The sequence below is a fragment of the Glycomyces paridis genome (assembly GCF_004912155.1).
In the GTDB taxonomy this organism is placed as follows: domain Bacteria; phylum Actinomycetota; class Actinomycetes; order Mycobacteriales; family Micromonosporaceae; genus Glycomyces; species Glycomyces paridis.
Window position 1 is genome coordinate 301,652 of the sequence record NZ_STGX01000004.1, and the last position, 12,614, is coordinate 314,265.

Below are 12,614 nucleotides of genomic sequence, written 5' to 3' on the forward strand. Positions count from 1 at the left end.
CTATGCGGTGAGGGCCATGGCCGAGTAGATGCCGCCGAGGCCGACGCCGACGGCGAGGTAGGCGTCGCCGGGGGCCAGGCGGCCCTGGCGGCGGGCCTCGGCGAGGTTGAGGAAGGCGTCGGCGGTGTAGCAGTGGCCGGTGTGGGTGACGAGGTCGAGGAGGACCTTGTCGAGGGGGAGGCCGAGGCGGCGGCAGATGCGCACCCAGGAGATGCGGTTGACGTTGTGGGGCAGGACGAGTGCGATCTCGTCGAGGGTGAGGTCGGCGCGTTTGACGGCCTCGTGGACGACGGCGCAGACCTCCTCGGTGTAGTCGTGGGGAGCGGCCGCCTCGGCGTGCCCGGCGTATTCGCGCTGGACGCGGCGGACGAGTTCGGAGTCCACGAGGGAGTCGACCACGGAGGACATGTCGCCGTAGTCGGTGGCGATGGACCAGGCGTGCGACCGGACGGTGTTCGGGCCGGGCCCTGCGGTGACGAGGAGTGCGGCGGTGCTGTCGCCCATGAAGGTCGTGCGCGGAATGTACCGATGGTCCACTGTGGGCACTTCGCCGCAGAGGACGAGCGCGAGGGCGTCGGGGTCCTCGTCCGCGAGCAGCTCCCCGGCGGTCTCGACGGCGAGGAGGCCGGAGGCGCAGGCGTGCTGGACGATCGTCATCGCCTGGGCGCCTTGGAGTCCGAGCTTCTCGGTGAGTCGGTGCACGGGTTCGGGGCGCACGGCGGTGGTGTCGACGTAGGTCCGGGCCGTCACGACGTACCGGACCCGTTCGCGGGCCTCGGGCCAGCTCGGGAGCGCCAGGACGGCCTGTTCGAGGCGTTCGGCGTAGTCGAGGCCGGGTGCGGTGCGGACCTCTTCGATGCCGAAGAACCGTTCGATGAGGCGGACCTCGGACCCGTCGAGGTCGAGTTCGGCGGCGACCTCGCGGACGGTGAGGCCGGTCGGCGGGATGAACGAGCCCACGTCGAGGATCGCGGTCATGCCTTGTCCCCCTTGAGGAGCGCTTCGATCATGGCGACGAGGTCGGCGGTGAGGGCGTCCCAGTCTCGGCCGAGGCAGGTGCGGCGGGCGGCCTCGCCGAGGCGGTCGCTCAGGGCCGCGTCGTCCCTCAGGCGCGCGACGGCCTCGGCGAACGCGGCCGGGTCGTCGGCCTTCGCGTGCAGGCCGTCAACGCCGTGCGCGACGAGTTCGGCGGCCCCGCCGCGGTCGGTGACGACGACGGCGCGCCCGCTGGCCTGGGCCTCGCGGACGGTGATGCCGAAGGTCTCGGCGCCGCCGGGGTGCACGAACACGTCGAGTGTCGCGAACAGGCGGGCAAGGGCCGAGCCGCGGCGCGCCCCGAGCATCCGGGCCTCGGGGATGAGGGCCGCGATGCGCTCTTCGTCGCTGCCGGAACCGATCACGACGAACGAGACGCCGTCGAGCGCGGCGGCCTCGGCGAGCAGGTCGAGCTGCTTCTGCGGTGCGACGCGCCCGGCGTAGCCGACGAGGAGCTTCTTGTCGCCAAGGAGCGCTTCGCGAAGGCGCGCGGAGCCGCGTCCGGGTGCGAAGTGGACGGTGTCGATGCCGTGCTCCCACACGCGGGCGCCGGGGACGCCGCGCACGGCGAGGGCGTCGGCGGCCGTGCGGGTCGGCGCGAGGTTGAGATCAGCCTGCGCGTGCACGGCGACCGTCTGCTTCCAGATGGCCTCCAGGAGCGACCCGTCCTCGCGTCCGGCGATCCCGGACGGGAGCGTCTGGAAGTTCGCGACGACCGGCAGCCCGAGGGCCTTCGCGGCGGTCATCGCCCGCGCGCCCATGAGGTACGGGCCCGCGAGGTAGACCGCGTCGGGCGCGAACTCGGCGATGGCCTCGCCGATCGCGGGCGTCGGCATCCCGAGGCGCACGGGCGCGAGCTGGCGCAGGACCTTGCTGGGCACCCACCGGACCGGGTAGGGGAACTCCGGGGTCCGCTCGCCCGGCGCGGGCGCGGGGGCGACGACCTCGATGTCGACGCCCAGGCGCCGCAACGACGCGGCGATGCGCACGACGGTCTCGGCGACGCCGGTCAGCTGCGGCCGGAAGCTCTCGGCCACGATGCTCAACCGGAGCGGGCGCGAACTCGGCGCCGGATCTGGGGAGGGGTGCATGGTTCAGTCCCTTCGGCCGTGCGCGGCGCCCGCGAGAGCAGCGGCCCGGTAGAAGTCGGCGAGCGCGGCGATACGGTCGGCTCGGGCGGGGGTCGGTTCGGCCGTGCGGGCGAGCGCGCTGCGATGCGCGAGCCGGTGGCCCGTGGAGGACGGGATTGCGACGGCACCGCCAGGCAGGTCCGCGACCGGGACGGACGCAGCGCGCAGAGCCGGGTCGTCGGCGTCGGCCGCATTCGCAACGGCGGTGCCCGCGCCGCCGGTGGCGGACAGGGGCCCAACGGCGTCAACGGCCTCGCCGACGCCGGTGCCTTCGCTCCCGCTTCCGAGCCCGCTCAGGGCGGGGTCGAAGGCGCCCAGGCCTTTTGCAGCGGCGCGGGCACATTGGGCGAGGACCGGGGCGTCGAGGAGGTCCGATACGGCCGCCGGGTCGACGGGCAGCCGGTTCGGGGTGCGGGGGCCTTCGGGTGCGTAGGTGCGCACGGGTGTGGCGACGAGGTCGGCGCCGAAGGCGTAGCCCGCCAACCAGAGCGAGGACAGGAGCAGGGGGGAGGCGGCGGGCTCGGCTTCGAGGAAGGCGGCCACGGCGGCGGCCTGGTCGGTCTCGGCCGTGGCGGCGCCGAGGGCGGTGAAGGCCTTGGGGCCGTGGCGGTGCGTCCAGGGGGCGACGAAGAAGCGGGTGGGGAGGTTCCGCTCGGCGCGGTAGCCGTGCTCCTGGCCGGCGCGGGTCGGGTCCATACCGGATATCGCGTCCGGTTCGGCGGCGTCCCAGGATAGTCCGGCGGCCTCGGCGTCGTCCTCGAAGCACACCGATTCGCGGTCGCCCTGGTACCCGTTGCCGGTCAGGCTCTCGGTCCCCGTGTGCTCCACGGGGGTCGGGACGACCGCGAGGCGTTTGACGCCGCGCCAGTAGAGGAACGCGCCCATCGCGACGTCGTCGGCCTCGGGGAGTTCGGCGGCGTAGGCGTCGAAGAACTCGCCGAAGCCGTCGGCGAGGTGCGCGGGGAGCACCGCCGCGACCGTCGGGAAGTACGACTCACGGACCTCGGCGACCCGGCACCCGGCAGCGGCGGCGGTCCGGAGCGCGGCGGCGGTCCCGGTGGCCCAGTAGGTGAACAGCGACAACGCCTGCTGCGGATAGCGCTCGACGAGGTCGAGCACGGTGTCCACGAAGCGCTTCGAGAGGCGGCAGTCGTCCTGGAGCACCAGGTGATGCGTCGCCCCAGGGCGCCGGGCCTTCCAGGCCGCGGCCGCGCAGGCGACGTTCCCGGGCCTGCCGGGGTCGGGGTCGACCACCACTGTCGCGGCCAGCTCGGGATGGGCGGCGGCGAGCGCCTCGGCCTCGGCGAGACGCTCGGGATGCGTCATGATCGCGACCGAAATGTCCACAGTGCCCCGTTGCAGAGAACGGGGTACGGGGCCGGTGCGCTCCGGCGCGCCGGTCTTGCTCGTGGCCGCCAGGTCGCCGGTGTCCTCCGGTCGGGCCGAGGCGTTGTCGGCGCCCTCCCGCGCGATGGTGCCGGCCTCCCGCCGGTCCGCCGTGTTCACCGCAGCGCCAAGGGGACCGAACGGAGACCGGACTGGAACGGGTGCCGCTTGGGCACCGGCTCCCCGGCCGGGGCGATGTGGTCGAAGCGCTGCCAGAACCGGGCGAGGAGCACGGCGGCCTCGGCCTTGCCGAGCGCCCATCCGGCGCAGTAGTGCAGGCCGTGGCCGAAGCTCAGGGGCCGGCGGCCGGGGCGGCCGGGCAGGAACCGGTCGGGTTCGTCGAACACGGCGGGGTCGCGGTTGGCGCGCACCACGTCGAACTCGATGAGCGTGCCCTCGGGGATCACGGTGTCCCCGATGGCGACGTCCTCGGCGGCGTTGCGCAGAATCCGCTTGATCGGCGGGTGCAGGCGCAGCGCCTCGTCAACGGCCGCTTCGGGTCTCGGGTCTGCTCGCAGCGCGTCGCGGAAGTCCTCGTCGGTGCAGGCGAAGTGCGCCGCGGAGCTCATGAAGTCGCTAGTGGTGAAGGTGGCCGCGATGGCGAGGAACACGAGGTTCGCGATGGTCTCGTCCTCGGTGAGCGAGCCGTCCTCGACCATCTGCGCGGCCAGGCCCCGCACGGGCCCGAAACGGCCATTGAGGAGGTCGCGGAAGTACTTGGCGATGACGAGCGCGGCTCCGGTGGCCCGCGCGATCTCGTCCACCGAGTGCCACATGGCCTGAACGAGCCGGTCGCACCAGCCGAGCAGCCGAGTGCGGTCGCGCTCCGGGACGCCGATGAGGTCGGCGATCACGTAGAGCGGCAAGGGGACCGCGACCTCCTTGACGAAGTCGACGGGCCCGTTCGCGGCCGCGGCGGCGGCACGGTCGATGAGGAGGTCGGCGGTGTCGGTGATGAGCCCGTCGAGCTTCTCGACCTCGCCGGGCATGAACCAGGCCTGCACCAGGTGCCGCATGGCGCCGTGCCGGGGCGGGAGGCTGAGCAGGATCATGTCGGCGAAGAGCTTGAGGACCGGGCTGTCGCGCCATTCGGCGGGGATGCGCGCGTCGAGCCCGGTGGTGCCGGGGCGGATGCGGGCGTCGCCGAGCAGGCGCGAGGTCAGCGCGAAACCGGTGACCTCGACCCGGTCGCCGTCGAGGCGGCGAAGGGACGCGGCGAGCTCGGGGTCGATGCGGCGGGACGCCGCGCCGCTTCGTGCGGCGCGCTCGGGGGCCGGCTGTCGCATGTGCTTCTCCAGTCGTGCTGTCGCAGGGTGAGTGGCTCGGCGGGATCGGAGGCGAGCGCCGCGAGCGCGGCGGTGTGGCCCGGCGGGGCGGGGAGGTCGAACAGGCCCGGCAGATCGGTCACGTCGGTGCCGAGCACGTCCAGGAGCCGGCCGCCTCGTGCCTTCGCGAACGCCTCCTTGCGGGCGAGCGCGACGGCGATGAGCGGCAACGGCGCATGGGCGGCCCCGATGCGCGCGGCCTCCGCGGGGGCGAAGTACCTGGCGCACACCGCCTCGGGTCGGACCAGGGACGCGTCGTGAACGAGGTCGACCCCTACGGGCCGATCGCCGAGCGCGAGCACGGCCCAGCCGCGCCCGTGTGCGAGGTTCCAGTGCCGCCCGGCCACCGGACCGGGCTTCCCGTGCGGGCCGACGCTCCAACGAGGTTCACCGGTGACCGGATCGACCGGGTCGGTCCCGGTGGCGGCCTTGAGAATCCGCACAGCGGCGCCACGGGCCGAGGCGCGGTTCCCGCTGCGGCCGACGCGAATCCACCACAGGTCGACGTCGATGCTCATCGCCCCTCCCCCGGCCTTGCCCCCACCAGCGGGAGGCGTCCGGCGATCCAGCCCTGGGCGATGGTCTGACGCTGGATGTCGGAGGTGCCCTCCATGAACTCGATGCCGCGGATGTCGCCGTCCCACTTGTCGATGAGGGGGTGGTCGAGCCGCGCGGCCGGTCCGAGGACGTCAACCGCAGCGGCGGCCAAGGCGTCGGCGAGGCGGACGGCCGAGAGCTTGGCGGCCGAGGAGACCGAGCCGTCGCCGCGTCCGGCGTCGAGCGCGGCCGCGGCGGTGGCGATGAGGCCGCGGGTCGCCTCGATGCGGTGGACGAAGCGGTCCCGCCAGTTCCGCTGCGCCCCGGCGCGCAGTTCCCGGTCGACGTACTCGTAGACGGCGGTGCCCGCACCGAGGGCCATCGCGCCCACGCAGGGCCGGAACGTGTCGAAGGTCTGCATCGCGCCGCGCAGCCCCGTGGGCGCGGTGCGGGCGCCGTCGGCGACCGGCACGCGGACGCCTTCAAGGCGGATCTCGCTGAGCCCGGCGCCCTTGAGCCCCATCGTGTCGAGAAGTTCGGCGGTGAAGCCGGGGGCGTCGGAGGGGACGAGGACGGGCTGGACGGCGAACATGCCCGAGGCCGCAGTGTTGCGCGCGAAGACGAGCCCGCAGTAGGCGCGGGCGCCGTTGCCGATGTACCGCTTCACGCCGTTGAGGACCGCGCCGTCCTCCCCCGGTTCGAGGGTGGTCGTGATCGCCCCGGCGTCGGAGCCGCGCTCGGGCTCGGTGAGCGCGAAGAACGTCCATGTCGGACGCTCGGACATGCGGGCGTAGTGCGCGTCGAGCTGGGAGGCGTCGAGCATCTGCTCCATGAGCATCGCGGACATGGAGGAGAACGGCATGGCGAGCGCGAGCCCGGCGTCCCCGCGGCACAGCTCCTCCATGAGCGCGGTGAACTCGCGGCAGGAGCGCACGGGCAGGGTCCGCCCGCCCTCGCGCAAGGGCTTGGGGTTGCGGTCGGGCCGCAGGCCGAGGCACCAGTACTCGGCGGGCAGCGCGGCCACGACGTCCTCGGCCGCTTCGCGTCCTTCGTGGACGTCGAGCGAGTGCGTCCGGAGCCCTTCGGCCAGTTCGCGTCCGATGCCGCGCAGGGCCTTGAGGTCATCGTCCGGCATGGTCCGGCCCCCCTTCGCGGTACAGGTCGGACAGGAGGTCGAGGGCGCGGGCGAGCCGCCGCGCGGGCCCGTCGACGTACCCGGCGGCGCCGAACCGGCGCAGGGTCGCGCGCACGACGGCGTCGGCGGTCCGGCCCGCGGCGGGCAGGTCGGCGCACTGGCGGGCCTCGGCGAGGTCGAGGACCGCCTCGCCGAAGTGGGCGCGCACGACCGGGTGCGCGAGCGTCATGCGGCCCTGGACGGTCCGCCGCGAGAGGTGCTGGACGCACAGGCGCATCAGGCGTTCGGCGCCGCCGAGGCGGATGCCGGTGACCGCGGCGGTCCAGCGCGGGTCGAGCGAGTGCTCGCGGTACTCGTCGCGGCACAGCGCGAGGCCGCCCTCGTCGGACTGGAGCGTGCGCACGATGGTGCCCCGCGGCGCGAACTCGGGGACGAGCGCGTATCCGCGGTGGCCCCAAGGGGACCAGTCGGGGTGCTCGGCGAGCAGCCGCGCGAGCGCCGCCGGGACGCCGTCGGCGAAGGCGGTGGCGCCGTAGTCGGAGCCGTTGGGGCTCAATGCCGTAGGGCTAGCGGCGGTGCTTTCGTCAGTCCCGGGCACCGAACACCGCCTCGGCTCGGTAGCCGACCAGGGGGTCGTATTCGGCGACGCGGACCGGCCCGGCGCCGCCGTCCCGGGCGAGTTCGGCCCAGACGGCGGTCCCGGCGGTCGGCTCGACCACGGTCGCGTCCGGGAACTCGCCCGGCGCGGCATCGCTCCGGTAGGTCGAGGTGATGACGCGCTCGCCTTCGCGGGCGGCTCCCCGGGCGTCGGGGCGACCGGAGGCGACGGCGACGGATTCGAAGGGGCGGCCCTCGCCGGTGCCGAGGACGAGCAGGACCGCGCGGTCGACCGGCCGGCGCCCGAGGTCGACGGCGGCGGGGAACATCCGGTGTTCGAGCACGAGCACGGCGGCGCGCGCGGCGAGCCCGAGGGCGATGCGCCTGCGGGCCAGCCGGAGCGCGGTGAACGGCGCGGCCACACCCTGGTCGGTGACGCCCAGGACGTGCGGCAGCGGGTCGATCGCGCGGGCGACCAGTTGCGAGAGGAAGTGCGAAACCTGGGCGTCGGGGACGCTCGTGGCGAACGAGAACGCGTCGACGCGGCCCCGGCCGCCCAGTTCGGCGAGGGCCGCCTCGGTCATCTGGTAGTAGGAGACGCCCGGCGCGTCCTCGGGCCACTCGGCGCCCTCGTTGACGCGGTGCGCCGCGAGCGAGGAGGCGCCCATGGAGTAGCGGTGGAAGGTGCGGACGTCGGCGCTGATCGCGATGCCGTCCAGGGGGAGGTCGATCACCGCCTCCAGGCGGCAGACCGGGGCGGTCACGGCCCTCAGCCCGCGGCGGGCTCGGCGCCGGCGGCTTCGAGGAGGAAGCCGGTCAGGGAGCCGAAGGTCGCGAAGTGCTCCTCGGAGATGGAGTCGGGGTCGATCTCGATCTCCAGCGCGTCCTCGAGGTTGACCATGAGGCCGAGGATGCTGGTGGAGTCGAGCGACAGGTCCTCGAACAGGCGGGTGTCGTCGCCGATGTCGGGCAGGTCGTGGCCGAGGGTCTCGGCGAGGGCCTTTGCGACCACGGCGGAGAGGTCGTCGCGGGTGGGAAGGGGGGTCGTTTCCACAGTCGCTCCTAAAGAATATATAGGTTTCTTTATTGTTTATCACATCCCTGCCACGCCTCCCACCAGGGGACGCGACCGCCTGCGATCCTTTGTTATTGGAGCGCAATGAAATCTGACGACAAATACCCGCAAATGCCTTGATGTATCGATCAACAATCCTGACGGAATCCGGAGGCGTCCGATACGAGCGGCGCCACCGCGATCGCTCACCGGGACCGCCGTCGCGCACGAGAAGAAGACCCTCGCGGCCCCTAGGGGTCTGTCGGCGGGTCGGCCGCCACAGTCATCGAACTATTTACATGTAACGAATCATCTGGTTACCTTGAGGGCACACCGAAACTTTCGTCATTGCGACTGAAAGTTAACAGGCCCACGATTGTTAGCGATAACAGTCTGCGGCGCTGACCAGAGAGGCGACAGATGCGACGACCAACCCGATGGCGCGGCCTCGCCATGGCCGTGACCCTGACCTTGACATCGAGCTTCATCGCGGTACTGAGCCCGACCGCGGCCGAGGCGGACAACCCCATCATCCAGACCATCCACACCGCCGACCCTGCGCCGCTGGTGCACGACGGCCGCGTGTACCTCTATACCGGCCACGACGAGGACGGCTCGACCTGGTTCGACATGCGCGAGTGGCGGGTCTGGTCCAGCGACGACATGGTCAACTGGACCGACCACGGCTCGCCGCTGAGCATCGACACCTTCAGCTGGGCGCGCCAGGACGCCTGGGCGGGCCAGGCCGTCGAGCGCGGCGGCAAGTTCTACTGGTACGTCCCGGTCGTCAACGACGCCACCGGACGCATGGCGATCGGCGTGGCCGTCGCGGACAGTCCGACGGGCCCGTTCCGGGACGCCATCGGACACCCGCTGGTCGAGAACGGCGAGATCGACCCCACCGTCTTCATCGACACCGACGGGCAGGCGTACCTGTACTGGGGGAACCCGAACCTGTGGTACGTGAAGCTCAACGCCGACATGACCTCCTACTCGGGCAGCCCGACTCAGATCCCGCTCACCACCGCGGGGTTCGGCTCCCGGTCCGGGAACGCCGAACGCCCGACCCTCTATGAGGAGGGGCCCTGGGTCTACAAGCGCAACTCCCTGTACTACATGGTGTTCGCGGCCGAATGCTGCTCGGAGCACATCGCCTATTCGACCGCCCCCGGGCCCACCGGGCCGTGGACCTATCGCGGAACGATCATGCCCACGCAGGGCAGCAGCTTCACCAACCACGCCGGCATCATCGACTACAAGGGAGGGTCGTACTTCTTCTACCACAACGGCGCCCTGCCGGGCGGCGGCGGCTTCACCAGGTCGGTCGCCGTCGAGAAGTTCACCTACAACGCCGACGGCACCTTCCCGACCATCAACATGACCGACGCCGGGCCGCCGCAGGTCGACCTGCTCGATCCCTATGCGCGCCAAGAGGCCGAGACGATGGCCTGGGGCAACGGCGTCGAGACCGAGCCCTCCGGCGCCGGCGGCATGAACGTCGGATGGATCGACAACGGCGACTGGATCAAGGTCGAGGGCGCCGACTTCGGCTCCGGCGCGACCACGTTCAACGCGAGCGTCGCATCGGCCGGAGCCGGCGGCACCGTCGAACTCCGCCTCGGCGGCCCCACCGGCACCCAGGTGGGCACGTGCGGCGTCCCGGTCACCGGAGGCTGGCAGACCTGGACCACGATCTCCTGTCCCGTGAGCGGTGCGGCGGGGACGAAGGACCTCTATCTGCGGTTCACCGGCGGCAGCGGCTCGCTGTTCAACGTGGACTGGTGGCGGTTCGACCGGTCCGGGAGCGGCGGCGACCTCGGCGAACTGCGCGCCGTCGAAGCAGGGAGGTGCCTGGACGTGCCGAACCAGTCCACCACGGACGGCACACAGGTGCAGATCTATGACTGCTGGGGCGGGGCGAACCAGCAGTGGACGCACACCGCCGCCGGTGAGCTGAGCGTGTACTCGGGCGGTTCGCGCAAGTGCCTGGACGCCCAGGGCTCGGGAACCGCGAACGGCACCAAGGCGGTCATCTGGTCCTGCAACGGCGGCGCGAACCAGCGCTGGAACGTGAACGCGAACGGCACGATCACGAACGCCCAGTCCGGGCTGTGCCTGGACGTGGCCGAATACGCCACCGCCAACGGCGGCCTGGTCCACCTCTGGACCTGCCACGGAGGCACCAACCAGCAATGGGACCTCGCATAGGGCGCCCTCGCGCCCGGCGCCGGTGACGACCGGGCGGCCCTCTCGGGCCGCCCGGTCCTTCAATGTACGCAGACTCGATCGCACCCCGAGCGCCGCGACGAGCAGCGCTGAACGCGGCCGAAGTCGGAAACTCGGTGCGGCGGAACCACGGCTGGAGCATCGGCAGACCTGCGATCAACGGCGCATGGTGGCCGCGACGGGGAAACTCCCCTATTCGGCCGCGACCGCGACCACCGGTCGGGCATGGCTGCCGGCGCCCCTCCCCGCCGCAGTCCGAGTCCGGCCATGGGTCAGCTCGCTTTGCAGCACGAGGGCCGCTGCGCCGATCGCTGCCGCGTCGGGGCCGTTGACCGACGGCACCACCCGCACCGGGTGGGTCCGCCAGGTGGCGGTGCGGCGGTCCACTTCCTCCTGGATAACGCTCTGGTAGATGGAGCCCGCTACCGTGAAGCTCGGACCGGCAAGGACGATCGCGTCCACATCGAAGAGGATGGTCATGGTGACGGCGGCGGCCCCGAGGTAGCGGGCCGACCGCTCGACGAGGCCACGGGCGGCCGGATCGCCTGCGTTGGCGGCAGCCGCGATCCGCGCGAACTCCGTGAGGAAGTCGGCGCTGTCGGGGTCGGGCACCAGTCGCTCGGCCAGCGCGGGCGTGGCCGCGGCCTGCCGGATCAGGGCTGCCGGGCCGGCGTAGTTCTCCAGACAGCCGACGTTGCCGCACGGGCACTGTTCGCCGTTGACGTCGATCGACATATGGCCGATCTCCACGCTGTTGGAGGAGCTGCCTCGGTACACCTCGCCGGCGACCACGATCCCGCCGCCGATCCCGCTGGCCATGTAGATGCAGCCGTAGGTGCTTCGTCGGTCGACCGCGCCCAGCCAGTATTCGCCGATCGCGGCGGCCGCGGCGTCGTTGTCGAGCAGCACGGGCAGGCCGAGGCTCTGCGCGAGCCGCTCCGCGACCGGGTATTCGAGCCATGGCTCGGAGGGCTGCGGGCTCAACAGGACCCCCGCGCGGTGGTCCTGCGGGCCGTAGCTGACCAGCCCGACCCCCAGCACCCGGTTGCGGTCCACGGCGGCCGTGGCGAGCAGGGCGTCCACTTGCGAGGCGATCATCGGCAGTGCCTGGTCCGGCGGCATCGACGCCACGCCGTGGAACGAGGTTCGGGACACTGTCCGTCCGGCCAGGTCGACGATGACGATGACGCAGACGTTGCGTTCCATCTGGATTCCGACGCTGTAGCGGGCCCGGGGGTCGAGCCGCACCAGCGTGCGCGGCTTGCCGCCGGTCGGCGCGCTTCGGCCGGCCTCGACGACCAGTCCGTCGTCGATGAGTTCCCGCACGAGTTCGGAGATCGTGGCGCCGGTGAGACCCGTCGCCGCCGTGAGCTCCACCCGGCTGATCGTGCGGGCCGCGCGGATGGCGTCCAGGATCAGGCCCCTGGTCCTCGATTTGCTCGTCCACGTCGGGCTGAGCGCCATGTGTGCCTCCTTCGCTGTACTTTGCCGGGCCGCCTTACTTACCCGACTGCCTGCACTTTCGCCCACTTCGCCCGATCGGCTGCACGATGCCTGCCAAGCATAGACCCATATGAATACTTGACTTTGTTCGAGTGCCTAACTAAGGTGATTTCGGAAGCGCTCCCATCCCTCACGATCATCAAGGAGCTTAGATGCGACATCGTCAGAAACTATTGGTCGCCGGCGCCGTCGGCGCACTGGTACTGGGTGGCTTGGCAACGGCGACCCTTCCCGCATCGGCGGCCACCTCGGGCTGCGCGGTCACCTATACCGTGCAGAGCGAGTGGTCGGGCGGGTTCAGCGCCGACCTGGCCGTCACCAACCTCGGCGACGCGATGTCCGACTGGACATTGACCTTCGACTTCCCGAACGCCGACCAGCAGGTCACCCAGGGTTGGAGCGCCGCCTGGACCCAATCCGGCTCCGGCGTCTCCGCCTCCAGCCTGGGTTGGAACGGGTCACTGGGCACCAGCGCCTCCACCTCGATCGGGTTCGTCGGCGCATGGCTCGACGCCAACCCCGAACCGGCGTCCTTCGCGCTCAACGGCACGCCCTGCACCGGCTCGACGGAGAGCCCGACCACCACCCCCACCGACGATCCGACCACCACCCCGCCGGACGGTCCGGCGCCGCAGCTCAGCGTCTCCGGCAACCAGATCGTCACCGAGGACGGCGAGCCGTACCGG

At 72.0% G+C, this 12,614-nt stretch carries 12 protein-coding genes; 2 read left to right on the forward strand and 10 right to left on the reverse strand.

Going from position 1 to position 12,614, the window contains the following annotated elements; translation table 11 throughout:
* From E9998_RS07570 to E9998_RS07610, 9 genes are all read right to left on the reverse strand, one after another.
* Nucleotides 1-978 carry a ketoacyl-ACP synthase III family protein gene (locus E9998_RS07570; protein WP_136529094.1) on the reverse strand — a complete coding sequence of 326 codons (978 nt, stop codon included), beginning with the start codon at nt 976-978 and terminating at the stop codon, nt 1-3.
* Nucleotides 975-2,126, reverse strand: coding sequence for a glycosyltransferase (locus E9998_RS07575; protein WP_136529095.1), 1,152 nt, complete (start codon nt 2,124-2,126; stop codon nt 975-977). The genes E9998_RS07570 and E9998_RS07575 overlap by 4 nt, the downstream gene beginning before the upstream one ends.
* A gap of 3 nt (nt 2,127-2,129) precedes the next feature.
* Nucleotides 2,130-3,671: a hypothetical protein gene (locus E9998_RS07580; protein WP_136529096.1), complete on the reverse strand. Its 1,542-nt coding sequence runs from the start codon at nt 3,669-3,671 to the stop codon at nt 2,130-2,132.
* Nucleotides 3,668-4,603: a cytochrome P450 gene (locus tag E9998_RS26940; RefSeq protein ID WP_338029410.1), complete on the reverse strand. Its 936-nt coding sequence runs from the start codon at nt 4,601-4,603 to the stop codon at nt 3,668-3,670. The genes E9998_RS07580 and E9998_RS26940 overlap by 4 nt, the downstream gene beginning before the upstream one ends.
* Nucleotides 4,604-4,710: 107 nt before the next feature.
* Nucleotides 4,711-5,394, reverse strand: coding sequence for a 4'-phosphopantetheinyl transferase family protein (locus E9998_RS26140; RefSeq protein ID WP_136529098.1), 684 nt, complete (start codon nt 5,392-5,394; stop codon nt 4,711-4,713).
* Nucleotides 5,391-6,548 carry an acyl-CoA dehydrogenase family protein gene (locus E9998_RS07595; protein WP_136529099.1) on the reverse strand — a complete coding sequence of 386 codons (1,158 nt, stop codon included), beginning with the start codon at nt 6,546-6,548 and terminating at the stop codon, nt 5,391-5,393. Before E9998_RS07595 ends, E9998_RS26140 begins: the two co-directional genes overlap by 4 nt.
* Nucleotides 6,535-7,104 carry a hypothetical protein gene (locus tag E9998_RS07600; protein WP_136529100.1) on the reverse strand — a complete coding sequence of 190 codons (570 nt, stop codon included), beginning with the start codon at nt 7,102-7,104 and terminating at the stop codon, nt 6,535-6,537. Before E9998_RS07600 ends, E9998_RS07595 begins: the two co-directional genes overlap by 14 nt.
* A gap of 28 nt (nt 7,105-7,132) precedes the next feature.
* On the reverse strand, nt 7,133-7,909 hold the full coding sequence (locus E9998_RS07605) for a hypothetical protein (RefSeq protein ID WP_136529101.1): 777 nt from the start codon (nt 7,907-7,909) through the stop codon (nt 7,133-7,135).
* Nucleotides 7,910-7,914: 5 nt separating this feature from the next.
* A complete protein-coding gene (locus tag E9998_RS07610; RefSeq protein WP_192907052.1) occupies nt 7,915-8,199 on the reverse strand; it encodes an acyl carrier protein in 285 nt (94 codons plus the stop codon).
* Nucleotides 8,200-8,652: 453 nt separating this feature from the next.
* Between E9998_RS07610 and E9998_RS07615 the strand changes: the two genes are divergently transcribed.
* Nucleotides 8,653-10,407 (forward strand): family 43 glycosylhydrolase, encoded by a 1,755-nt coding sequence (locus E9998_RS07615; protein ID WP_136529186.1) that lies wholly within the window; start codon nt 8,653-8,655, stop codon nt 10,405-10,407.
* A gap of 210 nt (nt 10,408-10,617) precedes the next feature.
* Here E9998_RS07615 and E9998_RS07620 read toward each other — a convergent pair whose 3' ends face one another.
* Nucleotides 10,618-11,889, reverse strand: coding sequence for an ROK family transcriptional regulator (locus tag E9998_RS07620; protein ID WP_136529102.1), 1,272 nt, complete (start codon nt 11,887-11,889; stop codon nt 10,618-10,620).
* 191 nt (nt 11,890-12,080) lie between these two features.
* Between E9998_RS07620 and E9998_RS07625 the strand changes: the two genes are divergently transcribed.
* A partial coding sequence (locus E9998_RS07625; RefSeq protein ID WP_192907054.1) for a cellulose binding domain-containing protein occupies nt 12,081-12,614 on the forward strand: 534 nt, incomplete at its 3' end.

Bases quoted from the DNA above. Each gene is read 5' to 3' on its own strand.
- E9998_RS07570 (WP_136529094.1), bottom strand. From the start codon at position 978: ATGACCGCGATCCTCGACGTGGGCTCGTTCATCCCGCCGACCGGCCTC.
- E9998_RS07575 (WP_136529095.1), bottom strand. From the start codon at position 2,126: ATGCACCCCTCCCCAGATCCGGCGCCGAGTTCGCGCCCGCTCCGGTTG.
- E9998_RS26940 (WP_338029410.1), bottom strand. From the start codon at position 4,603: ATGATCCTGCTCAGCCTCCCGCCCCGGCACGGCGCCATGCGGCACCTG.
- E9998_RS26140 (WP_136529098.1), bottom strand. From the start codon at position 5,394: ATGAGCATCGACGTCGACCTGTGGTGGATTCGCGTCGGCCGCAGCGGG.
- E9998_RS07595 (WP_136529099.1), bottom strand. From the start codon at position 6,548: ATGCCGGACGATGACCTCAAGGCCCTGCGCGGCATCGGACGCGAACTG.
- E9998_RS07615 (WP_136529186.1), top strand. From the start codon at position 8,653: ATGGCCGTGACCCTGACCTTGACATCGAGCTTCATCGCGGTACTGAGC.
- E9998_RS07620 (WP_136529102.1), bottom strand. From the start codon at position 11,889: ATGGCGCTCAGCCCGACGTGGACGAGCAAATCGAGGACCAGGGGCCTG.